General features: G+C 65.0%; 27 protein-coding genes. 10 read left to right on the top strand and 17 right to left on the bottom strand.

What is annotated here, in order from left to right; genetic code table 11:
- Together AC1U2B_RS12125 and AC1U2B_RS12130 are read right to left on the bottom strand one after the other, a co-directional pair.
- On the bottom strand, positions 1 to 1,215 hold the full coding sequence (locus AC1U2B_RS12125) for an enoyl-CoA hydratase-related protein (protein WP_480216986.1): 1,215 nt from the start codon (positions 1,213 to 1,215) through the stop codon (positions 1 to 3).
- A complete protein-coding gene (locus tag AC1U2B_RS12130; RefSeq protein WP_480216987.1) occupies positions 1,212 to 2,081 on the bottom strand; it encodes an HpcH/HpaI aldolase/citrate lyase family protein in 870 nt (289 codons plus the stop codon). Before AC1U2B_RS12130 ends, AC1U2B_RS12125 begins: the two co-directional genes overlap by 4 nt.
- An 81-nt stretch (positions 2,082 to 2,162) precedes the next feature.
- On the opposite strand from AC1U2B_RS12130, the gene AC1U2B_RS12135 reads away from it, so the two are divergent.
- Positions 2,163 to 3,185 carry an MBL fold metallo-hydrolase gene (locus AC1U2B_RS12135; protein ID WP_480216988.1) on the top strand — a complete coding sequence of 341 codons (1,023 nt, stop codon included), beginning with the start codon at positions 2,163 to 2,165 and terminating at the stop codon, positions 3,183 to 3,185.
- Here the strand turns inward: AC1U2B_RS12135 and AC1U2B_RS12140 are convergent.
- Genes AC1U2B_RS12140 through AC1U2B_RS12150 form a run of 3 tightly spaced genes read right to left on the bottom strand, consistent with a single transcriptional unit; the run spans position 3,182 to position 7,397 of the window.
- Positions 3,182 to 4,909 (bottom strand): class I adenylate-forming enzyme family protein, encoded by a 1,728-nt coding sequence (locus tag AC1U2B_RS12140; protein ID WP_480216989.1) that lies wholly within the window; start codon positions 4,907 to 4,909, stop codon positions 3,182 to 3,184. The two genes, AC1U2B_RS12135 and AC1U2B_RS12140, sit on opposite strands and share 4 nt — an antisense overlap.
- On the bottom strand, positions 4,906 to 6,516 hold the full coding sequence (locus AC1U2B_RS12145; RefSeq protein WP_480216990.1) for a class I adenylate-forming enzyme family protein: 1,611 nt from the start codon (positions 6,514 to 6,516) through the stop codon (positions 4,906 to 4,908). Before AC1U2B_RS12145 ends, AC1U2B_RS12140 begins: the two co-directional genes overlap by 4 nt.
- A 20-nt stretch (positions 6,517 to 6,536) precedes the next feature.
- Positions 6,537 to 7,397, bottom strand: a complete 861-nt coding sequence (locus AC1U2B_RS12150) for an SDR family oxidoreductase (RefSeq protein WP_480216991.1) — start codon at positions 7,395 to 7,397, stop codon at positions 6,537 to 6,539.
- A gap of 184 nt (positions 7,398 to 7,581) precedes the next feature.
- On the opposite strand from AC1U2B_RS12150, the gene AC1U2B_RS12155 reads away from it, so the two are divergent.
- The 4 genes from AC1U2B_RS12155 to AC1U2B_RS12170 are packed head-to-tail and all read left to right on the top strand — an operon-like array spanning position 7,582 to position 10,057.
- The gene (locus AC1U2B_RS12155) at positions 7,582 to 8,379 is read left to right on the top strand and encodes an SDR family NAD(P)-dependent oxidoreductase (protein ID WP_071286646.1); all 798 of its coding nucleotides are present in this window, start codon (positions 7,582 to 7,584) and stop codon (positions 8,377 to 8,379) included.
- A gap of 43 nt (positions 8,380 to 8,422) precedes the next feature.
- Complete coding sequence (locus AC1U2B_RS12160; protein ID WP_480216992.1) at positions 8,423 to 9,166, top strand: hypothetical protein; 744 nt, start codon at positions 8,423 to 8,425, stop codon at positions 9,164 to 9,166.
- On the top strand, positions 9,150 to 9,782 hold the full coding sequence (locus tag AC1U2B_RS12165) for a cytochrome c oxidase subunit 3 (RefSeq protein ID WP_480216993.1): 633 nt from the start codon (positions 9,150 to 9,152) through the stop codon (positions 9,780 to 9,782). Before AC1U2B_RS12160 ends, AC1U2B_RS12165 begins: the two co-directional genes overlap by 17 nt.
- 2 nt (positions 9,783 to 9,784) lie before the next feature.
- Positions 9,785 to 10,057 (top strand): cytochrome C oxidase subunit IV family protein, encoded by a 273-nt coding sequence (locus AC1U2B_RS12170; RefSeq protein WP_480216994.1) that lies wholly within the window; start codon positions 9,785 to 9,787, stop codon positions 10,055 to 10,057.
- 23 nt (positions 10,058 to 10,080) lie between these two features.
- On the opposite strand, the gene AC1U2B_RS12175 is transcribed toward AC1U2B_RS12170, so the two are convergent.
- From AC1U2B_RS12175 to AC1U2B_RS12205, 7 genes are all read right to left on the bottom strand, one after another.
- Positions 10,081 to 10,644: a TetR/AcrR family transcriptional regulator gene (locus tag AC1U2B_RS12175; protein WP_480216995.1), complete on the bottom strand. Its 564-nt coding sequence runs from the start codon at positions 10,642 to 10,644 to the stop codon at positions 10,081 to 10,083.
- Positions 10,645 to 10,729: 85 nt separating this feature from the next.
- On the bottom strand, positions 10,730 to 11,269 hold the full coding sequence (locus tag AC1U2B_RS12180; RefSeq protein WP_480216996.1) for a TetR/AcrR family transcriptional regulator: 540 nt from the start codon (positions 11,267 to 11,269) through the stop codon (positions 10,730 to 10,732).
- Between the two features lie 16 nt (positions 11,270 to 11,285).
- Entirely contained in the window at positions 11,286 to 12,830 is a 1,545-nt protein-coding gene (locus AC1U2B_RS12185) for an acyl-CoA synthetase (RefSeq protein ID WP_480216997.1), read from the bottom strand.
- A 2-nt stretch (positions 12,831 to 12,832) separates the two neighbouring features.
- Positions 12,833 to 14,071 carry a cytochrome P450 gene (locus tag AC1U2B_RS12190; RefSeq protein WP_480216998.1) on the bottom strand — a complete coding sequence of 413 codons (1,239 nt, stop codon included), beginning with the start codon at positions 14,069 to 14,071 and terminating at the stop codon, positions 12,833 to 12,835.
- Positions 14,068 to 15,030 carry a PDR/VanB family oxidoreductase gene (locus AC1U2B_RS12195; protein ID WP_480216999.1) on the bottom strand — a complete coding sequence of 321 codons (963 nt, stop codon included), beginning with the start codon at positions 15,028 to 15,030 and terminating at the stop codon, positions 14,068 to 14,070. The genes AC1U2B_RS12190 and AC1U2B_RS12195 overlap by 4 nt, the downstream gene beginning before the upstream one ends.
- On the bottom strand, positions 15,030 to 16,451 hold the full coding sequence (locus AC1U2B_RS12200) for a wax ester/triacylglycerol synthase family O-acyltransferase (RefSeq protein ID WP_480217000.1): 1,422 nt from the start codon (positions 16,449 to 16,451) through the stop codon (positions 15,030 to 15,032). Before AC1U2B_RS12200 ends, AC1U2B_RS12195 begins: the two co-directional genes overlap by 1 nt.
- On the bottom strand, positions 16,451 to 17,836 hold the full coding sequence (locus AC1U2B_RS12205) for an aldehyde dehydrogenase family protein (RefSeq protein ID WP_480217001.1): 1,386 nt from the start codon (positions 17,834 to 17,836) through the stop codon (positions 16,451 to 16,453). Before AC1U2B_RS12205 ends, AC1U2B_RS12200 begins: the two co-directional genes overlap by 1 nt.
- 142 nt (positions 17,837 to 17,978) lie before the next feature.
- Here AC1U2B_RS12205 and AC1U2B_RS12210 point away from each other — a divergent pair, with 142 nt between their 5' ends.
- On the top strand, positions 17,979 to 18,806 hold the full coding sequence (locus AC1U2B_RS12210) for an SDR family oxidoreductase (RefSeq protein ID WP_480217002.1): 828 nt from the start codon (positions 17,979 to 17,981) through the stop codon (positions 18,804 to 18,806).
- Between the two features lies 1 nt (position 18,807).
- On the opposite strand, the gene AC1U2B_RS12215 is transcribed toward AC1U2B_RS12210, so the two are convergent.
- Complete coding sequence (locus AC1U2B_RS12215; RefSeq protein ID WP_260932972.1) at positions 18,808 to 20,019, bottom strand: acyl-CoA dehydrogenase family protein; 1,212 nt, start codon at positions 20,017 to 20,019, stop codon at positions 18,808 to 18,810.
- A gap of 43 nt (positions 20,020 to 20,062) precedes the next feature.
- Entirely contained in the window at positions 20,063 to 20,779 is a 717-nt protein-coding gene (locus AC1U2B_RS12220) for a TetR family transcriptional regulator (RefSeq protein WP_480217003.1), read from the bottom strand.
- Positions 20,780 to 20,862: 83 nt separating this feature from the next.
- Here AC1U2B_RS12220 and AC1U2B_RS12225 point away from each other — a divergent pair, with 83 nt between their 5' ends.
- Both AC1U2B_RS12225 and rd read left to right on the top strand, forming a co-directional pair.
- The gene (locus AC1U2B_RS12225) at positions 20,863 to 21,945 is read left to right on the top strand and encodes a fatty acid desaturase (RefSeq protein WP_480217004.1); all 1,083 of its coding nucleotides are present in this window, start codon (positions 20,863 to 20,865) and stop codon (positions 21,943 to 21,945) included.
- 28 nt (positions 21,946 to 21,973) lie between these two features.
- On the top strand, positions 21,974 to 22,156 hold the full coding sequence (gene rd, locus AC1U2B_RS12230) for a rubredoxin (RefSeq protein ID WP_043390653.1): 183 nt from the start codon (positions 21,974 to 21,976) through the stop codon (positions 22,154 to 22,156).
- On the opposite strand, the gene AC1U2B_RS12235 is transcribed toward rd, so the two are convergent.
- Complete coding sequence (locus tag AC1U2B_RS12235) at positions 22,144 to 24,093, bottom strand: heavy metal translocating P-type ATPase (RefSeq protein WP_480217005.1); 1,950 nt, start codon at positions 24,091 to 24,093, stop codon at positions 22,144 to 22,146. The genes rd and AC1U2B_RS12235 overlap by 13 nt on opposite strands.
- Before the next feature lie 83 nt (positions 24,094 to 24,176).
- Between AC1U2B_RS12235 and AC1U2B_RS12240 the strand changes: the two genes are divergently transcribed.
- Complete coding sequence (locus tag AC1U2B_RS12240; RefSeq protein WP_260932985.1) at positions 24,177 to 24,527, top strand: ArsR/SmtB family transcription factor; 351 nt, start codon at positions 24,177 to 24,179, stop codon at positions 24,525 to 24,527.
- Between the two features lie 19 nt (positions 24,528 to 24,546).
- Positions 24,547 to 24,978 (top strand): ester cyclase, encoded by a 432-nt coding sequence (locus tag AC1U2B_RS12245; protein WP_480217006.1) that lies wholly within the window; start codon positions 24,547 to 24,549, stop codon positions 24,976 to 24,978.
- Here the strand turns inward: AC1U2B_RS12245 and AC1U2B_RS12250 are convergent.
- Positions 24,975 to 25,961 carry a cation diffusion facilitator family transporter gene (locus AC1U2B_RS12250; protein WP_480217007.1) on the bottom strand — a complete coding sequence of 329 codons (987 nt, stop codon included), beginning with the start codon at positions 25,959 to 25,961 and terminating at the stop codon, positions 24,975 to 24,977. The two genes, AC1U2B_RS12245 and AC1U2B_RS12250, sit on opposite strands and share 4 nt — an antisense overlap.
- Positions 25,958 to 26,338, bottom strand: coding sequence for an ArsR/SmtB family transcription factor (locus AC1U2B_RS12255; protein WP_043390641.1), 381 nt, complete (start codon positions 26,336 to 26,338; stop codon positions 25,958 to 25,960). Before AC1U2B_RS12255 ends, AC1U2B_RS12250 begins: the two co-directional genes overlap by 4 nt.

Consider the following 26,338-nt stretch of genomic DNA (forward strand, 5'->3'; position numbering starts at 1 on the left):
TCATCTGCCGGTGAAGCGCGGCTTTCGCTTCGCGACGAACGCGGTGATGGCGTCGCCGGCATCGGCGCTTCCGCCCAACTCTCGCATCGACTCAGTCTCTGCCAGTAGCTGCTCGGACAGGTCACGGCTCCAGGTCTCACGCAGCAACGCCCGCATGCGCCCAAAGGCACGCGTGGGTCCAGACGCCAGCTCTGAAGCTAGTTGTGTTGCGCGCGAACGTAGTTCGTCTGCGGGAACCACCGCATTGACCATCCCCCAGCGCAATGCGTCGGCCGCGGTGATCGGGGTGTTGCGCAGATACACCTCGGCAGCTCGTCGCGCACCGATCAGACGCGGTAGATGCCACGTGCCACCGCCATCGCCGGAAAGGCCGAGGTCGGCAAATCCGGTCACGAACTTCGTGCCTTCGGCGGCGACGACGAGATCGGCGGCATATACGTAACCGAGGCCGCCGCCGGCGACAGCGCCATGCGCCGCGGTCACGATCGGCGCGTCGATTCGGCTCAGTATCCGGAACGCTTCGTGAAACGGGCTGGTCATGCGCGCGAACAACGAACCGAATCGATCGGGGGGTGTGCTCACGAAATAGTCGATATCGCCACCGACGGTCAGCGCAGGTCCGTTGCCGCAGATGAGCACGGCCCGCACGGCGGAATCTTCGGCGATCTGCTGGGCAACCCGAAGGGTCTCCTCACCCATCCGCATGTCGATGGCGTTGCGCGCCTCGGGCCGGTTGAGGCACATTGTCGCGACGCCGTCGCGTACGGCGTAGTCGATCACCGATGGCTCGGCGGCCGCTTCCAACGCGGCAATCCAGGAAGCGCTGTCAGTGAGCTGATCCAACCGCACGATCGTGCCATCTGCGGCGAACGTCAGGACGTGAACGAACTCGGCCTCCAGCCGGTTACCCGACGCGCGGCCATGGCCGCGGTACCGGCCCCGCACAAACAGTCGTCCGTCATCCAGGCGGCGCATCTCATCGGGATGCGCCTCTGCCACGTAGTGACGCCCGATCCGCCACCAGAAATCCCGTTGCATCTCGTCAGGCCCCGAGTGCTCGCCACCGAGGTCCAGCGGCAGTCCCGCTGTGGTGTGGCCGACGAACTCCGGATGCAACAGAACTGCGAGCGTGTCTCGGTCGCCCCCGCGCAATGCCTCGTACAACCGTTGCGCGGCATCGGCATTGGCGGTCAATGTGGAGTCAGTCCCGGTCAATGCAGTTTTCCTTCCAATTGGCCGCCCGACGGCAGCGGTTCGTCGTTGCGGACCCGCGCCAAGAGCCGGACAGCCCTGTCGATCACGGGCTTGTCGACCATGCAGCCATCGACGACACATGCCGCTCCCCCGCCGACCGCCGCAGCGTCCAGGACGCGGTGCGCCCAGGCCTGTTCCGCCGACGAGGGCTGGAACTCAGCGTTGACGATCGCCACCTGCCGGGGGTGGATGCAGAGCTTGCCTCCGAACCCCAATTGCCCGGCGTGGGCAGCGTCGTCGCGGACCGCCTCGTCGTCGTGCACGGCAGTGGTCACCCCGTCCCATGGTGCGGGCCGCCGCGCGGCAGCGGCCGCGAGTACGACAGAGCTGCGCGCATGAAGCAGTGCCTGTCGGTCGTCGGGACGAATGCCGAGTTCCGCGCTGAGATCGATACTCCCGAAAGCCACGGCGGCGATCCGATTGGCTGCACAGATCTCCCCGGCCGCCAGGACGCCCGACGCCGTCTCGATGAGCGCGATCAACGGGATTCGACTGGGCAGCCGGCGCGCAACCGTCGAGACATGGTCCGCGCTGGAGGTTTTCGGCAACATGACGGCGCAGTGGTGCGCCGACGCCGCAGCGACGTCGGCGTCAAACCACGGGGTGCCGGTCCCGTTGATCCGGACGACGGCTTGCCGTCCGGTACCGAGCCATCGATCCACCGCGTCACGAGCAGCACTCTTCGCGGCCGGCGCCACCGCGTCCTCGAGGTCGAGCACGACGAGATCGGCCCCGCATGCGGCGGCCTTGGCGAATCGGTCGGGACGATCGCCCGGCACGAACAGCACACTGCGTGCGCAACCGAGGTTCTCAATGCGTCGTTCCATCGTGACGCGCAGCCTAACACCATTTTCAAATCTGTGTTAAATTAAATTTGTTGCACATGAAACCACCCGGAGGACGCCGAGATGACTGCCCTGAGTACCTCTGGTGTCGGGTCCCCGCACGAACTGATCGCCGATCACGTGGTCCGGGTGCCGCTGCCATTGCCGCTGCCCGACCTCACGTCGGTCAACGCGTACCTCATTCTCGGCGGCGACGGTGTCACCCTCATCGACCCCGGTTGGGATTACGCGCATTCCGAAGCCGTATTGATCGATGCTCTCCGCCGGATCGATGCCGGACCGTCCGACGTCAGACAAATCCTGGTGACCCACCAACATTGGGACCACTATTCGCTCGCCCTGCGATGGAGCGGCACCTACGACGCGGAATTGATGCTGGGATACGAAGAGCGGCACAGCATCGAAGCCTTCTCGGCGCTGGCCGGCGTTCATCCGACGCAGGTCGGGATGCTCAGGACCAGCGGAGCACCCCACCTCGCACGTGCCGTCGAAGAGCTGGCGTGGGAACCGTACGAACGCGGTGTCGCGTTCACGCCGCCGGACCGGTGGTTGATGGATGGTGATGTGATCGACTGTGGCGGTGCGTCGGTCGTCGCACGGTTCACTCCGGGCCACACCCGCGGACACATGGTCTTCGATGACGTCGACCACCAGATGGTGTTCACCGGCGACCATCTGCTGCCCCGGATCACACCCTCGCTAGCTTTCGAACGAGCGCCCGAGGCATTGCCTCTGCGGTCCTACCTGTCCTCGCTGCGGTTGTTCCTCCAACTGCCGCAGTCCCGGATGCTGCCGGCGCACGGCCCAGCGGACCGGCGCACCGGCGATCGCGCCCAAGAACTGCTCGATCATCACCGCGAACGGCTGGCGCGCGTCGCCGAATTCGTGGCCGCCGGCTCGTCCACAGCGTTCGACGTTGCGACGCAGATGCGCTGGACCCGCCGCGTTCGCACACTCGACGAGCTCGACGTCGTGCATCAGATGACGGCTGTGCTCGAGGTCGCCGCTCATCTGGATTTGCTTGCCACACAACACCTGCTGTCCAGTCGGGCCGAAGCGGGTGTCACCGTGTTCGCCGTCGCCTAGTCAGTGAACGCGGCACCGCCAGAACGCAACTGCTGCACGAGGCGGAACTTCTGCACCTTGCCGGTCAGGGTCGTCGGCAGCTGGTCCGCGCGGTAGAACACCACGCGTTTCGGCACCTTGAAGCGGGCGAGGTTGTCGCGGCAGATCGCCATGACCTCCCGCTCGGTGATGACTCCGCCCGGCACCGGAACCACGACCACACAACCGATCTCGCCCCAGCGATCATCGGTCAATCCGATCGCGAAGACCTGGCTGATGTCGGGGTGATCGGCGAGGAGATCTTCAATCTCCCTGGGCATCACCAATTCTCCGCCGCTCTTGTACATGTCTTTACTGCGGCCGGTGACCTGCAGGTAGCCATCTGCGCGCCGGCAGCCGAGGTCACCCGACCACAACCAGCCCAGGCGGAGCGCTGCGGATGTTTCGGCGGCACGGTTCCAGTATCCGAGCATGGTGGACGGCCCGCTCGACAACAGTTCCCCATCGACGCCGGCCTCGACATCGGCACCGGTGGTGGGGTCCACCACCCGGTAGGTGACCAACGCGTCGGTGCCCGCGACACCGGCGGCGCCGGCCAGTTTCGGACGACCGACCGTCTCCGAGGTCAACGACAGCGCGTCTTCAGGCAACGTGAGAGTCATGGCACCGCCGCATTCGGTCATCCCGTAGCCAGTGACGATCTCACTCACACCGAAGTCACGTTCGATCCGCTGCCACAACCAGATCGGTGCAGGCGCCGAACCGCACAGGATCGCAGACAGCGAGGAGAGATCGAAGCTCGACCGAGCCGGGCTCTCCACCATGGCCACTGCCATCGTCGGCACGCAGAGGATGTCGGTGGCGTGGTGATGCTGAATGCCTCGGAAATAGCCTTCGGCACTGAACCTCTGCTGCAAGACCGCGGCCCCACCCACGAACATCACCGATAGCAGACCCTCGACGTAACCGAACATGTGATAACACGGCAACGAGAACAGGATTCGCCGGCCATCCTCATATGCGCGCGTCAGCGCAGATGCGAATGCTGTACGCAGAACACCGTCGTGTGAGGTGACCACGCCCTTGGGCGACCCCGTCGTTCCCGAGGTGTAGAGGATGTCGCCAGGGGCGCGCGGATCGCTCTGGGAGAGCACATGATCCGCCGTGTCCGCGCCCAGCTCGGCGAGGTCTGCCACCGACCGCGCGCCCGCTCGGCGCGGGCGGTCGGTTTCGAGGACGACAACGTGACGCAGCGCGGCGAGCGAGTCCGGCGAATCGGCGCGACCCGCAAAACCGTCGTGATCCCAGCCGGGAGCGATGTCGTCCAACATCGACTGATAGTCCAGGTCCCCGAAACCGGTCATGGTGACCAACACCCGGCACCCGGAATCACCGAGCACGAAGGCCAATTCGTCGCGGCGGTACAGGTAGTTGAACGGCACCGCGATGGCTCCGACCCGGGCGATCGCAAATTTCACCGTCACGAATTCCGGATAGTTGGCCATGACCAGGCCAACTCGGTCGCCCGGTCGCACCCCGAGTGCCATCAGACCCGCCGCCAACCGCCGCGATTCGACTGCGACGTGCTCATAGGTCAGGCAATCATCATCGGACAGCACAAACGGGCGCGAGGCATACCGGGCAGCGCAGTCATCGAGCCAGCCATCCAGTGTGCGTTCACGCCATACGGGAAAGCGCGCGAGCAGTTCGTCGCGCCGGGCCGCTATCGCCTTGGTATCGCTCATAGTTCGTGGAGTTCACCGCGCCTGATCGCCGCTGTCAGCGCGTGGCGTTGCACCTTGCCGGTCGCCGTGGTCGGGTACGTGTCGACGACGAACCAGCGGGCCGGCAGTTTGTATGCGGGCAGGCGTTCGCGCGCATGATCGACCAGATCGGTTCTGAGACCGACGTGAGCGGCGTTGGTCAACCGACACACCACGGCGACGATCTCGCCGAGCCGCTCGTCGGGGACACCCACCGCGACGGCCTCACTCACGTCGTCGTGGGCAGCGACGGCACATTCGATCTCCGCCGGAGCGATGTTCTCACCGCCGCGAATGATCAATTCCTTCAGGCGGCCCGTGACAGACACGAATCCGCGCGAATCCATGGTGCCGAGGTCGCCGGTGCGGACAAAGTTGTCCGGGTCGAGTGCACGCGCGGTGGCATCGGGGTCGTGCAGATACTCGACAAACTGCTGATAGCCCCGAGCACAGATCTCCCCGATCTGGCCGACGGGTGCGGTGCATCCGGTCTCCGGATCGACAATCTTGCAGTCGACCTGAGGCAACGGTCGGCCGACCGTGGACAGCCGCTCGTCCCGGGTGTCCGTCGGCCGGGTCATTGTCAGCACGGGGGCCAGCTCGGTCTGCCCGTAGAGATTGAACACGCCGGCCCCGAAAACTGCTGCGGCGCTGTCGATCAAGTGCGGGGACACCATAGCGGCACCGCCCATGATCACGCGCAATGGCGGCGGTCGTTGCCGACTGACCTCCTGCGCAGCCAGCAGTGCGCTGAGTATGGTCGGCACGTAGAACAGCACCGAGGCTTCCTCGGCACGCAGTGTGTCGAGGACCGCATGCGCGACGAATCGTTCGCAGACGATCGCGGTGCCACCCACCCACAGCGGCCCGAGGGTCGCGATCACGCATCCGGCGGTATGAAACAACGGCAACGGGTTCACACATACGGCGGCCGTGCCGATTCCAGCGGCCTCCATCGTCAACTTCGCCACATTCACCAGCGCGTGATGAGTGAGCACAACGCCCTTCGGCCGCCCTGTGGTGCCCGATGTGTACTGCAGCATGACGGGGCGGTCCGGATCAACCGGGGCACGTGCGATGACGTCGTGGTCGATGTCATCGGGTCGCCAGACGGCACTGTCCGACAACGATATTCGGCGCAGCCCCGAAATTCTGTCGCACACCTCCCCTGCGACTTCCGCCATGGCGTAGCCGCGACTGGTGTCGGCGTGCAGCAATACGACTGCGCCGCAATGGCGTAACGCATACTCGAGGTCGGCGGCCGGCAGGACCGGATTGAGTGCGACGAGCACCACGCCGGCCAACGCGGCACCATATTGGATGGTTGTCCATTCCAGGACGTTGGGCGCCCATAGGGCCACGTAGTCGCCGGGCTGCGCGATACGCCGTAGGCCGGTGGCCACCCGGCGCGCCTCGTCGAACAATTCGCGATAGGTCAGCCGGGCCAGATTCTCGGTACCGTGCCGTAAGGCCACGATCGCTTCGCGGTCCGGGTACTGCGCAGCACGATCAGCCAGTAGCGCACCCACGGTGAAATCGACGAGTGGCACACTGTGGTCGGCCGGCCAGTAGGACTCCGTCAGCGTCATGTCTGCCACCGAGCCGCCGCTCACACCGGATTGCTGCCGAGGGTCGCCCCGGACATGTCGTTGATCTCCGACCACCGGTCCGTGATCGTCGCGAGGTCCGGTGCCGAGGTGAAACTGACACCGGCATTTTGAAACTGCGCCACTCGCTGCACGAGCCCACCGCCGACGACGAAAACCGAACCCGTGTCGGTGTTTTCCGCAGATGCCAAGTACCCGACCGCCGGCGCAACTAGCTCCGGGTCGAGCTTGTCGAGCAATTCTGCGGACCCGATGTCGGCGGTCATCCGGGTGGCCGCCAGCGGCGCAACGGCATTCGCGGTGATGCCGTACTTTCGGCCCTCGATTGCCAGGGTGTTGATCAGTCCGACCAGGCCGGCTTTGGCCGCCCCGTAGTTCGCCTGACCAAAGTTGCCGTACAGACCGCTGGTCGACGTCGCCACCACAACACGTCCGTAGTTCTGTTCGCGCAGGTGCGGCCAGGCAGCCCGGATCACGTGGTAGCCGCCGTAGAGATGGACCTGCATGACGGCGTCCCAGTTGTCCTGCGTCATCTTGTGGAAGGCACCGTCGCGCAGAATGCCGGCATTGCTGATGACGCCGTGAACAGCACCGAACTCCGACAAGGCGGTGTGGATGATTTCGGCCGCTCCGTCCGGATCGGCCACCGACGAATAGTCCGCGACGGCCCGCCCACCCGCAGTGCGAATCTCGTCGACAACCGAGTCGGCCATCGAAGTCCCGGCGCCAGAACCGTCCCGCGCTCCCCCAAGGTCGTTGACGACGACCAGTGCGCCGTGTGCAGCGAGGAATCGGGCATACGAACGCCCCAGCCCGCCTCCCGCACCCGTCACGACGATGACCCTGTCCTGCACTCCTGCCACGACTTGCTCCCTCTGGTCCATTGAACTCACTATTGAATCTAGATTCAAAAGTGTTGGAGCGTCAAGGTCGATGTCATGCGCCCCGCATAGGCGATCGACCAGATTGACTAGTAGACAAATCTAATCCCAATTTCTATTCTGAATTAAATCCACGGAGCGAACACCGTGGTCAGAAAGGATCGTCGTGGACCTGGGACTGGCGGACGCCCGCGTGGTCATCACCGGCGGGGCCTCCAACATCGGTCGGGGCATCGTGCATGTCTTCGCCGCAGAGGGCGCCCGGATCGTGCTGAACGACATCGACGCGGCGCAGGCCGAGCGCGTTCGCGCCGAGGCGCTCGCGCTCGGCGCCGCGGAGGTCGAAGTGGTCATAGCCGATCTCACCGTGCCCGGTAGCGCCGAGTCGGCCGTCGGCCGCGCCGTCGATGCCTGGGGTGGCGTGGACGTCCTGGTCAACAATGCGGGGTGGAGTGTCCCCGGCTTCGTGGCCACCGACACCGACCGCGTGAAATGGCAACGCACGATGGAGATCAACTTCTTCAGCGCGCTGGCGGCCACCCAGGCTGCGATCGGTCCGATGCGGGACGCCGGCTGCGGGTCGATCGTTTTCATCGCCAGCGATGCCGCTTTCGGACAGATTCGGCAAGGCGTCTATGGCGCGTCAAAGGCCGCCATGGTGGCGTTGGCCCGCACCACCGCACGTGAACACGGGCGGCACGGGATCCGCTCGAATGTCGTCTGCCCCGGGCTCGTCATGCCCGACGGACCCGAGGCCATCGGCGCCTCGAGTCTGTGGGCGGTCGGGCAGGACGACGTTTTCAACCCCAAGCAGATCGAGTTCATGCTCAAGGACACCCCGATGCGCCGCTTGACGACGGCCGAGGACGTCGGCCGCGCGGTGGCATGGTTCTCGTCCCCCTTCGCCGCACGACAGGTGACCGGGCAGCTGATCTCGGTCAGCGGCGGCTACACGATGCCCTGACCGCACAGCGCTGACCTCTGCCACCTCAACAAGGAGTGCCACCATGAACCCAGCACGTCGTACCAGTTATCGCGTTCTGCACCTGTGCAACTACTCGATCCTGCTTCTCTGCATCGTCAGCTTGCTCGGCTTCGCGGTATTCGGCGGGTTCTTTCCGCCACCGGAGGCCTACCTCTCCGCTGACCAGATCGGCACCTACTTCCGGGACAACAGTGTCGACATCCGCATCGGCATGGTGTTGATGTTCTTGTCGATTCCCTTCTATCTCACCTGGACCATCGCCATGTCCAAGCTCATGGAGCGCATGCAGAAAGACTCCATGAGCGTTCTGCCGCAGCTGCAGGCGATCAGCGGCGCGGTCGCCATGATCACCTTGCTCGGACCGGCAATCTGCTGGATGACCGCGGCCTTTCGCCCGGGTGTCCGATCCAACGAGAACATTCAGATGTTGTATGACCTCGGCTGGTTCATCTTCGACCCGCCATTCATGATCTTCGCCATCCAATGGGGCGCAATCGGTTTCGCCATGCTGACCGACAAGCGGCAAAAGCCGCTGTTCCCGTCGTGGATCGCCTGGGTGGGATTCTTCACGTGTGCGACGTTCATCTCGACGACGATGATCTCGTTCATGACCCGTGGGCCGTTCGCGTGGCAGGGTTTGATCACCTTCTGGCTCGTCTTCGTCATGTTCTTCGTCTACCTCTTTGCCATGGTGCCGTTGACCCGCGCGGCATTGCAGCGACTGGAGGCCGAAGACCGAGAGCTCGAAGGTGCCGGAGTTGCCTGACGGCAGCGTCTCGACGCGTCCTCGGCCGGCCGAACCGACCGCGCACCCCTGCCCACCCGCCAAACATGTGCCTGGCGAGCAAGGGGTTTGGGTCTTGATCTTCGGCGACATGCTGCTTTTCACGATGTTGTTCGGCGCGTACCTGAACAGCCGCAGCCACAACCGGGCGCTGTTCGCGGAGTCTCAACTGGCCCTGAACCGGACTCTGGGAGTGGCCAACACACTGGTGCTGCTCTGCAGCTCCATGTTGATCGTATTGGCGGTCAGGGCGATGCGAAGTACGCAATTTCGACACCTGGCCGCCCGCCTCACCTTGGCGGGTGCACTGGTGGGCTCCTGTTTCGTGATCGCAAAGGTCATCGAGTACCGCACAAAGGTCGCGGCAGGTATCACGCCGAACACCAACGAGTTCTTCCTCTACTACTTCGCGCTGACCGGGTTACACCTCGTCCACGTGATCGTCGGACTGATCGTGCTGCTGGTGCTGTGGCGGCTCGCGCGCAAAACCGAGACCACGCGAACTCAGGTTGCGATCTTCGAGGGCGGCGGGTGTTTTTGGCACATGGTGGACCTGTTGTGGCTCATCATCTTTCCACTCGTCTTCCTGGTGCACTGATCATGGCGACTCTGGTACTGAGCAGGGCGTCGCTGGCCTGGGCGGTTCTCGTTGCGCTGACACTGGCCCAATGGGTGATCGGAAGTCAGACGGCGAGCGGCGGCGCGCACGTGGCAGCGAGCCTGGCGATCTTCGTGGTGGCCATCTTCAAGGCACGCCTGGTCGGCCTCTATTTCATGGAGCTTCGCGCGGCACCGTGGGCATTGCGTGGCCTATTCGAGTTCTTCTGCCTCGTACTGCTCGGGGTGCTGTCGGTGATGTATCTGCTGGCCTGAAGGCGAGCCGACCGACCGGGCCGCTACGCGATGGTCTCGTCGCCGGTCATCCGAGCGAACAGCACCTTTTCATATTCGTTGAAGATGCGGTTGAAATCCCTTGTGGTCACCGGTGAACGCCACTGCTGGATCCCGATCAGCAGTGTCACACCCATTATCGCCAGGGTCGCTGCTTCCCGGCGCGATCCGACGGCGGGTGCGAGGAGGTTGGTGACGATGTCGATGCGACGGTCGTCCACCCGCTTCTGGGCCGCTGCGACCTGAGCGTCGGAATGGGCCCAGCCACGTATCGCGGCTTCCGCGGAATGGGGAAGCCCTGCGGTCAGGCGCTTCAGCAGGTGGACTCGCGCGGCGAGATCTCCTGGTACGCCGGCCAACTGCCCCAACCGCTCAGTCTGGGTCTCTTCCCAATAGGCGAGGAATTCGGCGACGAATCCGTCGAGACTGCCGAAGTACCCGTAGAACGATCCGGTCGTGACATTGAGGGCCCCACACAACGTGGCGATCTTCAGCTTGCCGACGCCGTCGGTGGCCAACAACGTCATGGCTGCGTCGAAATACTGCTCACGTGTAACCAAGAGGCGCACGGCAATTCCTCCCGCCGGTTCAACAAGTCACCGGCTCTGCGCCGGTTTCGATGTAATGATCCTTACATTTGCGGCCGACGTGCAGCTACCCAGCCCATGCGGATTGGCGTATGGCTGCCTCGAAGTGGTCGAACATGACGTCGAACTCCGGGCCGCAGGCGCCGGCGTGACGATGTTGCCACCCGATCAGGAAGACCATCCCGAAGTCGCCGAGCCGCGCCGCCACCTCGGGCGAGACCACGATGGGACGAAGGAATTCGACGAGAGTGGCAACCCGCTCCTCGTCGAGGCGCTGCTGCAGCCGTGCCACGGCCCGATTGCCTGCCGCCCAGGTCCGCAACGCGGCCTCGGCGTGGTGCGGAACATCCCGCGCGACTTCCCGCAGCTGCGCCATCCGCATCTCGGGCAACACACGACTGGCGGTCAGTTCGGCCAGTCGCCGGTTCTGGGTCGACAAACGGGCAGCCAGCAGCGCTGCGACGAAATCTTCCAGCCCCCGGAAGTAACCATAAAACGACCCAGTCGTCACGCCCAACGACGAACACAGCGAGCCGACCTTGATGCTGCCCGGCCCCTCCGTCACAAGCAGTTCGATCGCCGCGTCGAAGTAATCGTCGACGCTCACGATTCGCCTCATCGCATCAGCCGGCCGGAGCGGCCGCGTATCGCTGCACCAGCGTCCGCTTGACCAGCTTTCCCGTCGGCGTACGTGGCAGGCTCTCGACGAAGTCGACGGTCTTGGGCGTCTTGAACGCCGCCACCTTGCTCCGGGAGTACGCGATGAGCAGCTCGGCCAATTCGTCGCTGGGCTCCACCCCCTCGCGCAGCTGGACCACCGCCTTGACTTGCTGACCCATGGCCGGATCCGGTACCCCGATGACGGCCACATCGAACACCGACGGGTGCAACGCGAGTGCGTCCTCCACTTCCTGCGGATAGATGTTCACCCCACCGGAGATGATCATGAACGACTTCCGGTCTGTCAGAAAGAGATAACCGTCCGCGTCGATGTAGCCGATGTCTCCCACTGTCGTCCAGTTCGAGTGCGCCGGATGCTCGGCTTCCTTGGTCTTGGCCGGATCGTTGTGATATTCGAACGGACGAACGTCACGCTCGAAGTACACCAATCCTGGTTCGCCAACCGGCAATTCAGCGCCATCGTCACCGCAGATGTGGACCGGCCCCAGCATGCTGCGGCCGACGGATCCGCGCTTGGCCAGCCACTCGTGGGAGTTGATGACGGTGAACCCGCACGCCTCCGTCGACGAGTAGTACTCGACGAGAATCGGTCCCCACCAATCGATCATCGCCTGCTTCACATCGGGGGGACATGGCGCGGCAGCGTGGATTGCCAAGCGCAGACTCGACAGGTCGTACGACGTGCGCTCCTCGTCCGACATTTGCAGCATCCGCACGAACATCGTCGGCACCACCTGGATGGCGGTCGCCCGGTACTCCTGAATCGCGGCCAGCGCGCGGTCGGCCTTGAACCTCTCCAGCACCACGACGGTGCCGCCGTGCGCTTGGATCGCGCCGCACCAGCGCAGCGGTGCGGCGTGGTAGATCGGCGCAGGAGACAGATAGACATCATCAGCGGTCACGCCGAACGCAGTGCTCAGCAGCCCGGTGATCGGGTCTCCCGGCTCGCTTACCTGAATCGGCAGCAGCTGCGGTTTGATCCCCTTCGGACGACCGGTGGTGCCCGACGAGTACAGCATGTCGCTGCCGCGCGGCTGGTCGGCGAGAATTCGGTCACCGGCTGACGCCAAAAGGTCTGCGTACGAGCCGAATCCGGCAAGATCGCCACCAAAGCTGTAGGCGTGTTCGACACCGGGAACCAGGACCCGCACCTGCTCGGCCAACTCGCCCAGCCCACCGGCGGCGATCAGCACCTTGGCTTCGCAGTCGTCGACGATATAGGCGACCTCGTCGGCCGTGAGATGGAAGTTCACCGCGGTCAGGTACAGCCCAGACCGCAGGGCCGCCCAGTAGATGGTGAAGCACTCGGCGGCGTTGTCGCTGAGCATCGCAATGACGTCACCCTTGACGAGCCCGAGATCAGCCAATGCGACGGCGAGTTGGCGCGAGCTGTCATCGAGTTCGCGGTAGCTGACGATGCGCCCTGATTCAGCCATGATGACGGCCGCCTTGTCGGGCGTCGTCAGTGCGTGCGTCCCTGGGAACATCGTCAGCCTTCCCTGCTGCCGGGCGTGAAAGTGACCGGCATCGAGGTCAATTCGTTGGAGAACGTCGACACCAGCCGGTTCACCGGGCCGGTGATCTCCATGTCCGGGATGCGGCGCAGGAGCTCCTCGAACAACACCCGCAATTCCAGACGTGCCAACTGATTACCGAGGCAGAAGTGCGCTCCGCCGCCGCCGAACGCCATGTGCGGCATCTTGCCGCGCGAGACGTTGAACGTCTCGGGGTCCTCGTTCTTCTCCGGATCGCGGGAGCCGGCCGGGTACCACAGGCACACGCGCTCACCCTCTTTCAGCGCGTGCCCGCCGACGACGGTGTCGGCGGTGACGGTGCGGGTGAAGTACACGACGGGCGACACCCAGCGCAGCATCTCCTCGACGGCGCCGGGGATCAGTTCCGGGTCGTCGAGCAGCTTCTGCCGCTCCGCCGGATTCTCGATGAGCGCACGAAGGCCGCCCGAGGCGGTGTTGCGCGTGGTGTCGTTGCCCGCGAACATCAGAATCGCGAAGAAGAAGGTGATCTCGGCTTCGGACAGGCGCTCGCCGTCCACCTCGGCGGTCAGCATCCGCGACAACAAATCCGTGCCGGGGTTTTCCTTGCGCGCGGCAGTCAGCGCCGTCAGGTAACCACCGATCTGGATCAGGGCGCCCATGCCCATCTGGGAATCACCGGTCGCCGCCGCACGCGACAGCATGTTGGTCCACTCGAAGAGCTGCCGGCGGTCTTCCTGCACGACGCCGAGCATGTCGGCGATGACGATGAGAGGCAGCTCGACAGCGATCTCCTCGACGAAGTCGCAGGTACCTCTTTCGATTACGTCATCGATCAGCCGGGCCACCGTGGCACGGACCTCGGCTTCCATCTGCCGGATCATCCGTGGGGTGAAGACCGCCTGCACCACCATGCGCTGCTGCGTGTGCCGCGGCGGGTCCATCCCGAGGATCACTTCGCGCAGCGCCTCGATCGGTGCGGCGCCCATGGAGGCGGTGAAGAAGACCCCACCCCGGGCTGAGGAGAACAGTTCGGAGTTGCTGCTGATCGCCTGGATGTCGGCGTATTTGGTGAACGACCAGAAACCGGGTTCGTCGGCGTCGGTGAGCGCGTTCCAATGCGGACCCGCCTCCTTACGCATGCGCGCGAACAACTCATGCGGCGGCCCGTCCTGGAAGTACGACAGGTCGGTGAGATCGACTGTGGCCAGATCGATGTCGGATTGAACGGTCATAGGTCAAGCACCAACTTTCCGGATAGGGAGTGGGAAACACAGGGCAGGATGACGTCTCCGGACGCACGTTCGGCGTCGGTGAGCAGTGAGTCGCGGTGATCGGGAGTGCCTTCCAGGACGGTGGCCCGGCAGGTGCCGCACACGCCCTCGCCGCAGGAGGACATGATCGGAACGCCGGCGTCCTCGAGCGCTTCCAGCATCGGCACGCCGTCCGACACCTCGACGGTGATGGCCGAGCGCTGACAGATCACCTGGTAGGTGTCCAGCGCCTGCTCGAGGGTTTCGGCGGCCGGCGCCTTGGCGGTGAACCGCTCGACATGCAGGCTGCCGTCCGGCCAATGCGCACAATGCTTTTCGACTGCCGCGAGCAGCGGCTCCGGCCCGCAACTGTAGATCACGGCGCCGTCCGACGGCTCCGCCAGCGCAGAGGCCAGGTCGAAGAATCCACCGCGCTCGTCGTCGGCCCACACCGTGACGCGGTCACCGTAGGTGTCCTGCAGTTCCTGTTGAAAGGCCATCGAGGACCGCGAGCGGCCGAGGTAGAGCATGGACCAATCGAGGCCCGCGCGCTCCGCGCTTTCGGCCATGGCCTTCATCGGCGTGATACCGATGCCACCCGCGATGAACAGGTACCTCGGCGCCTCTACGAGCGGAAAGTTGTTGCGGGGTCCGCGAACCCGGACAGCGGAGCCTTCTTGCAGGTGCGCGTGGACATGCTGGGATCCGCCCCGGCTGTTCGGGTCGAGCAGGACGCCGACCCGCCAGGTGCCGGTCTCGCGCGGATCACCGCAGAGCGAGTACTGACGCACCAGGCCCTCGTCGAGCAGCAGGTCGATGTGGGCGCCGGGCTCCCACGCGGGCAGTTCGTTGCCATCGGGTTCGACGAGGTCCAGGGTCACCACGCCATCGGCAGCTGTCTCCCGCCGCCGCACCACCAGTTCGACGTCCGTCGCAGACATCAGTGCACACTCCTTTCTGTATCGACCAAGGCAGACAGTTCGTCCAATTCGCTGCGGAAATCCGCCAGCAGGTCCCACGCATCCGGCAAAGCGGTTGCATCACCAACGATTCCGATGTCGAGACCGTCCTGGTAGCTGACCACGGTGATGTTGAGGGCGAAGCCGTCGAACACGAGGCTGCCCGGGTAGGTCGCCACCAGCGGAGCCCCCTCGCACGTCATCGCGGACGGCGAGCCGGGCACGTTGGAGATGACCATGTTGATCGGCGGCCGGGCGAATCGCGATGAGGTCAGTTCCATCAGGCCACGCGCGGCGATCCCGAAGATCGGTACCGGAATCGGATCGTTCACGTCGCTGAGCAGGGTGTCCGGCGCGTCGCTGGTCCGCTGTTTCGCCGCCGTCATCGTTTCGTGCGCAAAACGCAGTCGGTCAACAGGTTTCGGCAGGTGTACCGGCACCGGCGCGATGATGGAACTGATCGCGTTGCCGAAACGATCCCGCGCATCGGGCGACCGCTTCGATACCGGAATGTAGGCGACCAGCGGCCCCGTCGGCATATCGCCGGTCTCGGTGAGTCGGCGCCGCAGCGCGCCGGCGCACAAGGCGATCACCACATCGTTGACGGTGATCCCGAAATGCGCCTTCAACGCCTTGATCTCACCGAACGGCACCGTCCCGTATGCCACGGTCCGAGCGCCGGAAAGTTTCACGTTGAACCGAGTTCGCGGTGCGTTGAGAGGCTTCGCAGCTCCGTCGCGGCGCACCGTCTGCGCCAGGGTGTGTATTCCTGGCAGCGCACGGATGGCCGGCACCTGATCCAGGTGTGCCAAGGTCTGCGGCGCGGCCAGCAGCGCTCGAACCCCACGAACGGGGAGCACTGCCAGTCCACGAGCGGCCAGCCCCAACGGGTTTGGCGCAGCTTCCGACCGGCGTCGCGGTGCGGGCTCCGGCGACGCCGCGTTGTCCAGGATCGCGGCCAGGACTTCGCTTGCCGCGATCCCGTCGGCAGCCGCGTGGTGCAGCGTGATCACCACAGCAGTGCGACCGGGAAGGCCGTGGATGACGTCCAGCCGCCACAACGGCTTGTCGCGATCCAGGCGCGTCGACAAGATGTCGGCCACCGCCTGGCCCAGCATTTCGTCGTCGGCCTCCTCCGGCAGCGTCGACTCGAAAATGTGATCGTCCAGGTTGACGTCCGCCTCGATGAAGACCGGATGATCAAGCCCGAGCGGAACTTCCACCACCTGCCAATGCAATGGCGGAAGCTGATCGATACAGGCCGCCACCCGGCTCCGCATCGTTGCGGCGGTGATGGTCGTGCTGTCACCGGTTTCGAAAATGGCCAGCCCGCTGTAGTGCGAGCCGAAAGTACGGGTTTCTGCTGCCAGGAACTGGGCATCCAGGCTCGAAAGGCGTCGCATCAGAACACCTTTCGCATGAGCTTCTTCGCCAGACGGCCGTATGGCGGGTAGAACATCTGCGGGTCCGGACTGCTGCGCTTGGCCAGCACGGCGCGGCGGTGACTCATCGCTTCGAATCCCCACCGGCCGTGGTACGCACCCATGCCGCTGGCCCCCACGCCACCGAACGGCAACTGCGGCACCAACACATGCATCGCGATGTGGTTGACGACAGCGCCGCCGGACGGGACCGCGTCGATGATGTGCCGTGCCTGCGCCGTCGACTCGGTGAACACATACAGCGCCAAGGGTTTCGGCTTGGCGTTGATGTATCGCACTGCCGCGTCGACTGAGCCGATGCGAATCACCGGCAGGATCGGGCCGAAGATCTCGTCGGCCATGACCGGATCGTCCGCCGCGGGATCGAGAATGACGGTGGGTTCGATGCGCAGCGTCGATCGATCGGAGCCGCCGCCCATCACCACGGTGCCGGTCGTCGTGCCGATCAACTGGGCGAGCCGATCGAACTGACGGTCGTTGACGATTCGCTGCGAGGTGTTCGGCTCGGCCGACCGGAATCGTTCGACGTTTTCGGCGATCTTGGCCACGAGTTCGCCCGCGATGGCTCGCTCGGCCAGTACGTAGTCCGGCGCGATGCAGGTCTGCCCCGAGTTGAGCAGTTTCACCCAGGCGATGCGCCGGGCTGCCACGTCGATGTCGGCGTCCGCAGTCACGATGACCGGACTCTTGCCGCCCAGCTCCAGCGTGACGGGGGTCAGCGTCGGCGCCGCGCCGGCCATGATCTTCCTACCCACCTCGGTGCCGCCGGTGAACAGCGCGTGATCGAAACCCTGAGCCAGTAGCGCCTGGGTCGTCGCGCCGTCCCCTTCAGCGATACGAATCGCCTGGGGGTCGAGGTATTGCGGCAGCAGTCGGGCGAGGAGCGCAGAGGTCGCTGGAGCAAGTTCGGAGGGCTTGACGACGGCACAGTTGCCGGCGGCGACGGCGGCGACCAGCGGGCTGACGCTCAGATAGAAGGGGTAGTTCCACGGGCCGATGACCAGCACCACGCCGAGCGGGTCGTACTGCACCCAGCCCTTGGCCGGTAGTTGGCTCAGCGGCAGACCGACAGGACGTCGGCGCATCCACTTCTTGAGGTGCTTACGCGCGTAGGCCGCCTCGGCCTTGGTGGAGGCGATGTCGGCCAGCCAACCCTCGAACGCCGAGCGGCCCAAGTCGGCAGCTAGGGCCTCGACGATCTCCTGCTCACGTTCCTCGCACAGTCGCTCGATGCCGCGCAGCTGGTCGATCCGCCAGGACAGCTCGCGCGTGCGACCGGTAGCGAACACCTTGCGCAGCGTGTCGACCACCGCGGTCTCCTGCTCGTACGCCGTTGAACCAACCACTCGCTTCACCACCTTCGTCAGATTCCGTACCGCCCACGCGACATTTGAAATGTAAGTTACGTTATATATGACAGTCAAGACCTCTTGCGCGGGAAATATATGTGGACCTACATTTGAACCGGAACGACGAGAGGAATCACCCATGAGCGCCACTTCCCTACGTGGACGACGGATCGCGATCACCGGCGCCGGCCGCGGCATCGGTCTGGCCACCGCCAGGGCGTTGTACCAGCGCGGAGCCACCATCGTGATCGGCGACCTGGACAACGAGTCGGCAGCCGCTGCCGCCGGCCTCGTCGGCCCGGGTACCGAGGCCTACCCCGTCGACGTCTCCGACTACGAGTCCTTCGCGGCGTTCCACAAAGAGGCGACGGCCGACGCCCCGCTCGACGTGCTGATCAACAACGCCGGGATCATGCCGATCGGGCGGTTCCTCGATCAGTCCGCCGACAGGCACCGTCGCGCCGTCGAGATCAACGTCATGGGTTGCATCAACGGCATGCACCTGGCGCTGCCGGCCATGGTGGAACGCGGCTCGGGCCACATCATCAACATCGCCTCGTCGGCCGGCAAGACGCCGGTGCCCGGCGGCCTCACCTACTGCGGCACCAAGGCCGCCGTCATCGCGCTCACCGAGACCGCCCGCGTCGAATATGCCGATACGGGCGTGCAATTCACCTGCGTGATGCCGTCATTCACGAACACCGAGCTCATCGCCGGGACCGCCGGCCTGAAGTTCATCCCGACAGCGCAGCCCGAAGATGTCGCTCAGGCAATCGTGGATGCCGTCGCACGGCCAACTGCGGATGTGTTCGTGCCCAAGGTCATCGGACCGATCCTGCGCACGCAGCCCCTCATCGGGCGCCGGCTGCGCGATGCCATCAACACGCAGTTGGGCGCATACAGCACCTTCCTCGACTTCGACCCGAAAGCCCGCGCCGAGTACCAGCACCGCATCGACGAGTCGTAATTCAGCGGATCGTCAGACCCGTCACCGCCCGCGAGATGACCAACCGCTGAATCTCACTGGTGCCCTCGAAGATGGTGAAAATCTTGGCATCTCGGTGCATCCGCTCGACCGGATAGTCACGGGTGTAGCCGTTGCCGCCGAGAATCTGAATCGCCTCGTCGGTCACGTACACGGCGGTCTCGCTGGCCACCAGTTTCGCCATCGAGCCCTCGGCATTTTCGAACGGCACATTGTTGCGCGCCATCCAGCCGGCCCGCCACACCAACAGCCGGGCGGCGTCGATGCGGGCCTTCATGTCCGCCAGCTTGAAAGCGATGGCCTGGAATTCACCGATCTTCTTGCCGAATTGCTCACGCTGGCAGGCATATTCGAGGGCATATTCGTAGGCGGCCCGGGCCACCCCGACTGCCATCGCGCCGACCGTCGGACGTGTCCGTTCGAACGTCTTCATCGCGGCCTGGCCGCCCGCCGACGCACCCGACTTCACCCGAGCCACTCGGGCCTCGAACTTCTCCCGGCCGCCGAGGATCGCATCCTCCGGCAGCCGCACGTTGTCGAGCACCACCTCGGCGGTGTGCGACGCCCGGATGCCGTGCTTCTTGAACTTCTGGCCCTGGGTCAAGCCCTTGGTGTCCGGTCCGATGACGAAACTGGCCTGGCCGCGCGACCCGAGTTCCGGGTACACCGACACGACCACGATGTGCACGTTGGCGATGCCACCGTTGGTGGCCCAGGTCTTGGTTCCATTGAGCACCCACTCACGGGTGGCCTCGTCATACCGGGCCCGGGCCCGGATGGACCCGACGTCGGAGCCGGCGTCGGGCTCAGATGAACAGAAGGCCGCGACCTTCGGATCCGCAGCCGTGCCGAACATTTCCGGCAGCCAGCGACCTATCTGTTCAGGAGTTCCGTTACCTGCCAAGGCGGCGGCGGCCAGACCCGTACCCATGATCGACAGCGCGATACCGGCGTCACCCCAGAACAACTCCTCGAACACGGTGAGCATGCCGAGCCCGCTCGGCTCGGCGGCCTGGGTGGCGAACAGCTCTGGTGAGTACAGCCCGATCTTGGCCGCTTCCTGGATGATCGGCCACGGAGTCTGTTCCCGTTCGTCCCATTCCGCGGCGGCAGGGCGTACGACCTCTGCGGCGAATTGGTGCACCCAGTCACGCACCTCGATGACGTCATCGCTGAGCTGCAGTGAGAATGTCATGTCGCTCCTGTTGGTAGTCAAAGGTTTTCAGTTCCACAATCCATCAACTGCTGCGCCAAGCGGTACCACCGACGTACAGGTACCGAATCTGACGCTCGAGCATCGCGGTGGCCGCGTCCAGGTCGCGCGCCGTGGTCTCTTCGTCGAGCCCGCGCGCGATGACCTCGAGCATCGAATCGATACCAGCGAGAATGGTGGCCATCAACATGCTCGACAGCATCTCCACATCACCGACGCTCCACGACCGAATGGGTTCGAACCGGGCCATGTAGGTGGCCAACTGGCTGGCGTACAAGCGGATCTCCGACCGGATCTCACGCCGGAGTACCGAATGGCCGGCCGCGCGTTGGCGAGCCAGGAACGCCAGGTGCGCATGATCGCGCGAAACCACACCACGAAGTGCCTGCACACCAACGTGGATGGCGCCGCCGGACGAATCGATGTCGAGAGTGGCCATCTCGCCCATGATCTCGCGCAGCGTGCGAAACGTCTCATGAATCACGGCAAGGCCGAGGTCATCGAGCGACTGGAAGTAGCGATAGAACGCCGACGGCGCGACACCTGCCTTGCTGGCCAGTTGCCGCAGGCTCAGCGCGTCGAAGCTCGACCCGCTGGCGGTCAGATCGAGCGCCGCCGACATCAGCGCACGGCGGGTGTGCTCGCGGCGCTCCTGCTGTGTCCGGCGACCATGCCGATCCCGCCCCTTGCCGGAGTCCGCGTCAACGGATAGAGAGCGTCTGTTCTCTGTGTCACCGGTCACGAATCCAATTCTAGCTATTGACCTCGACATATCGGCAACCATATCTTACGGAACATTCGTTCTCTAACTCGAATGGAGAGATCATGGCACGCATCGCGACCCGCCTACCCGGCGAGCGCAACCTCGCCGAAGAAGACCGCGACCGGATCGCCGAGATCCGGGGCGAGCTCATCCGCATCGGCAACGGCTGGCGCGAGCGCCATCCGTTCCTCACCGCTCACCAGGATGGGGTCGGGATGGCGATCTTCCTGATGTCGATCGCCGGCGTAGTCGTCGATGCCGCGCTCTACGCGGCCGGCATCCTGCCCTGGTACGCGACCATCCTGATCACCGCGTTCTGGCTGTCGTTGCTGCACGAACTGGAGCACGACCTCATTCACTCGATGTATTTCCGGCAGAACCGCGTGGTGCACAACGTGATGATGTTCGGGGTCTGGTTCTTCCGGCCGAGCACCATCAACCCCTGGATCCGGCGGACCCTGCACCTGCACCACCACGAGGTGTCGGGCACCGATTCAGACCTCGAGGAACGGGGCATCACCAACGGCGAAGGCTGGGGCAGCCACCGACTGCTCAGCCTGCTCGACTCGATGCTCGGCATCTACAGCAAGCCGCTCCGGCAGCAGGCCATCGTCACCGCCTACATCAACCACGAGGCCCGTTCCGCCGAGGAGGCGCGCCAGCTCGCCGCCAAGACACTCGCGGTGTACTTCCCGCTGGGGGTTATCCACTACACGCTGTGGCACCTGTTCATCGGCTTGCACGTGTTCGAGTTCGTCACCGGCACCAGCATTTCCGGCAGCTGGGTGACGGCCTTGAACTTCGTCGCCGTCACGCTGCTGGCACCGAACGCGGTGCGCACGTTCTGCCTGCACTTCGTCAGCTCCAACATGCACTACTACGGCGACGTCGAGAAGCACAACGTCATGCAGCAGACCCAGGTATGGACAGCCAAGTGGCTCAAGCCCTTCCACGCCCTCTGCTTCAACTTCGGCGAGACCCATGCCATCCACCACTTCCTGGTCCGCGACCCGTTCTACCTGCGCGAGGCGATCAAGCACGATTGCCAGAAAGTACTGCGCGACAACGGTGTCCGGTTCAACGACTTCGGCACCTTCCACCGGGCCAACCGCTTCAGCCTCGCCCCGGCGCACGTCGAGCCCTGACCGCACCACTTCTCCGAACGGAAACACAATGACCGAGACCCAAACCGCCCAGCTGTGGATCTGCGTGCGCTGCGGCATGATCTACGACCCTGCCGACGGCGACCCTGACAGCGGGATCGCCCCCGGCACCGCGTTCGAGGACATCCCCGACAACTGGGTGTGCCCCGTCTGCGGTGTCAGCAAGGACGAGTTCGTCCCCTACGAAGAATGATTCGAAGCTGACGCTCCCGCAGTCCGCCAGGCGGCATTGCGCAGCATCCGCAGGCCGTTGAGCCCGACGATGATCGTCGACCCCTCGTGGCCGGCCACTCCCAACGGCAAGGGTAGCGTGCCGAACAGGTCCCAAACCACCAGCACGGCAATGAATGTCGCGGCGATGGCCAGGTTCGCCATCACCACACGCCGGGCTCGTCGGGACAGTGCGATCACCGCGGGAATGGCGCGTAGGTCAGCACCGATAACCACCGCGTCCGCGGTCTGCAACGTCAGGTCCGATCCCGCACCACCGATCGCGATGCCGGCATGCGCAGCAGCCAGCGCGGGCGCGTCATTGATGCCGTCACCGACCATGACGAGGCGCGTACCGTCGGCTTGCAACTCGCGGACGGCGGCCACCTTGTCGTGCGGCAGCAGGCCGGCCCGCACCTCGACGATGCCAACCTGACCGGCCAATTGCCTTGCTGCAGCAGCATTATCGCCAGTGAGCAGCACCGGATGCTGCTCGGTGAGGTCGGCAACGCCAGTGACGGCAGCCTCGGCGTCCGGGCGCAGTTGGTCGGTCAGTCCGAGCACAGCGACAGACCGGCCATCGACCCCGACGATCACCGCGGTGCAGCCGCGCTGTTCCACCTGCGCCACCGCGCCGGCGCTTGCTGTCGACGGCGCGGACACGGTGACCGCGCGTCCGTCGGCGGTGGCCCGCACGCCGCGGCCTGGTTCGGCAACGAAATCGGCAACATGCGGGAAGGCCAGACAACGTGCCTTCGCCGCACGAACGATGGCCGCGCCGAGCACGTGCTCACTGGGATGTTCGGCCGCCGCCGCCAACGTCAGCACCTGATCTTCGGTGAAATCGACTGTCAGCAAATGAATTTCCGCGAGTTCAGGGGCGCCGCGGGTCAGCGTGCCGGTCTTGTCGAAGGCCACGCGGGTGGTGGCGCCGAGCTGTTCCATCACCACTGCCGACTTGACCAGCACGCCGTGACGTCCGGCATTGGCGATGGCCGCCAGCAGCGGTGGCATCGTGGCCAGCACCACTGCGCATGGTGACGCCACGATCATGAAGGTCATGGCCCGCAGCAGGGCCTCGCGCACGGTGTCCCCCGCGAGCAGGGGCACGACGAACACAGCAAGGGTGACGACGACCATGCCGATCGAGTAGCGCTGCTCGACTTTCTCGATGAACAGCTGCGTGCGTGCTTTGGTCCGCGACGCCTCGTCCACCAGTGCCGCGATGCGCGCCACCACCGAGTCCGCAGCCCGTCGGTCCACCTGGATCCGCAGCGCCCCAGTGCCGTTGAGCGTGCCGGCGAAGACTTCGTCGCCGACGCTCTTGTCCACGGGCAGTGGCTCACCGGTGATCGTCGCTTGGTCGACCTCGCTGGCGCCGTCGACCACCGTCGCGTCGGCGGAGATCCGCTCCCCTGGCCGCACCAGCACCACGTCACCGACCGCGAGCTCAGCGGCCTTCACCACCTGCTCGCCGTCGTCCGACAGCCGGGTCGCGGTGTCGGGGGCCAAGTTCAACAGACCGCGGACCGAATCCTCGGTACGCGCGGTCGCCAGCGCTTCCAGCGCCCCGGAGGTCGCGAAGATGACGATCAACAACGCACCGTCGGTGACCTGGCCGATCGATGCCGCGCCGATCGCGGCCACGACCATCAACAAGTCCACGTCGAGGGTCTTCTCACGGAGGGCCTGCAGACCGGCCAGCGCCGGTTCCCAGCCGCCGGTGACATAGCAGGCCAGGTACAGAGCCCACCATGCCCACGTCGGCCCGCCAGTCAGCTGTATCACCAGACCAGCCAGGAACAACACCAAAGCTGCTGCAGCCCAGCGCATCTCGGATAGGTCGAACCACCCGCGGCGTGACCGGTTCAGCGCCGTACCGGCCGTCACCGGCGGGACGACCTGGGTCACCGTCGCCATGACGCACCTCGTAAACGCATGAGGCCAACGTTATCAGAATAAATGAACACGTCTTCATGTGTATGCGCTAGTACACTACAACAATGGGACACGGTGTCGAGGGGCGCGATCGCCCCACCGGGCGTCTCGACGCCGACGCCGCAGCTCAGGTGGCTACGACACTGCAGGCACTGGCCACCCCCAGCCGGTTGATGATCCTCACCGAGCTACGCCAAGGTGCCCGCTCCGTCACAGACCTCGCCGACGCGATCGGCCTCGAGCAGTCCCTCGTCTCCCACCAGCTACGCCTGCTGCGCAATCTCGGACTGGTGAGCGGCACCCGCAGCGGACGCAGCATCGTCTACAGCCTCTACGACAACCACGTCGCGCAACTGCTCGACGAAGCCGTCTACCACAGCGAGCACCTGAGACTGGGGCTGGCAGATCGGGCCTGACCCATAGGCGAGGAGAACCGTGTCCACGACACCCACGAGCACCAATGTCGCGACCTTCGAACGATTCCACTGCAGTTGCAACAGCGGGGATGTCGACGACATCGTGAGCACGATCGACGACGTCTTCCATCCCGACGCCGTCGTCCATTCACCGCTGTCGGCCGGCTCCGGGCCGGACACCATGAAACGCATCTGGACCCTGCTCCTTCGCGCCTTCCCCGACATTCACGTCAAGGTCGACGACATGGTCGTCGACCATGACAAGATCGCCTCGCGGCAGACGGTGACCGGAACACATCTCGGCGAGTATCGCGGCCTGGCGCCGACCGGGAAACCCGTTGTGTACGAAGAGATGTTCATCATCCGGTTCTCCGACGGACAGATCGCCGAGGTCTGGGGTGTCGTCGACACCCTCGCCCAGCTGCAACAGCTCGGCGCGATCCGCCTCTAGCGCGCCGGATACGCATGGATCAGCGCCGTGGTGAGCTTGGGGACGGCGTGGACCAGATGATGCTCGGCGTCATGAGCGATTCGGTGAGCCTGCGCCAGGCTCAAGTCAGGATCGAGGTCGAGCTCCACATCGGCATGCAGGCGGTGCCCCATCCAACGCATGCGCACACTGTGCACCGACCGCACGCCCGGTTCGGCCGCCAGGGACCGCTCGGCCGTGTCGACGAGCGCCGGGTCGACGCCATCGAGCAAGCGACGGAACACATCTCGCACCGCGGTGCGCAGCACGGCCAGGATCGCCACCGTGATGATCAACCCGACGATCGGGTCCGCGAGCGGATACCCAAGGGCCACCCCGCCGGCGCCGAGCAGCACCGCCAGTGAGGTGAATCCGTCCGTGCGCGCGTGCACGCCGTCAGCGACCAACGCCGCCGAACCGATCTGGCGTCCCACCCGGATGCGGTAGACCGCCACCGTTTCGTTGCCGACGAATCCGGCCAACCCGGCCAGCGCCACCCATCCCACGTGATCGATGACCTGGGGGTGGATCAACCGCTGTACCGCCTCATAGCCGGCGATGATCGCCGACAGCGCGATCATGCCGACCACGAACAACCCCGCGAGGTCCTCGACCCGGCCGAATCCGTACGTGTAGCGGCGGGTTGCGGCCTTGGCGCCCAACGCAAATGCGATCCACAGTGGCACCGCGGTCAGCGCATCGGAGAAGTTGTGGATCGTGTCGGCGGCCAGCGCCACCGACCCCGACACCACCACGATGGCGATCTGCACGACCGTGGTGAGGCCCAGCACCAGCAGGCTGATCTTCACGGCCCGGATACCGGCCGCGCTCGATTCGAGCGCACTGTCCAGGCTGTCCGCCGCATCGTGGGAATGCGGCGCGAAGATGCCCTTGACCACACCCCGGACGCCGTGGCCATGCGGATGGCCATGGTCGTGATGGTGGTGGTGTTGACGCCCACTCATCGTCGGCCCCTTTCGAGGCTCCGTAGGCCGGCATCCTGGCGATGATGGGCCGGCACACCGGGACCGGCATGTTCGGCGTTGTGCACGGCATCCACCACCAGCTGGCGGACGTGCTCGTTCTCCAAGCTGTAGAAGATCGTCGTCCCGGCACGACGGGTCTGCACCAACCGCGCCATCCGCAGCTTCGCCAGATGCTGCGATACCGACGGAGCGGGCTTGCCGACGCGCTCGGCCAGTTCATTGACCGACAGCTCGGATGCACTCAACGCCCACAGCAGGTGGACGCGGGTCGGGTCGGCGAGCATCCGGAACACCTCGACCACCAGGCGCACCTGATCATCGGCGAGCGGCGCCGGCATCTGCTTACCTGCATTCAT

The sequence above is a fragment of the Mycolicibacterium sp. P4_G11 genome, from assembly GCF_056555145.1.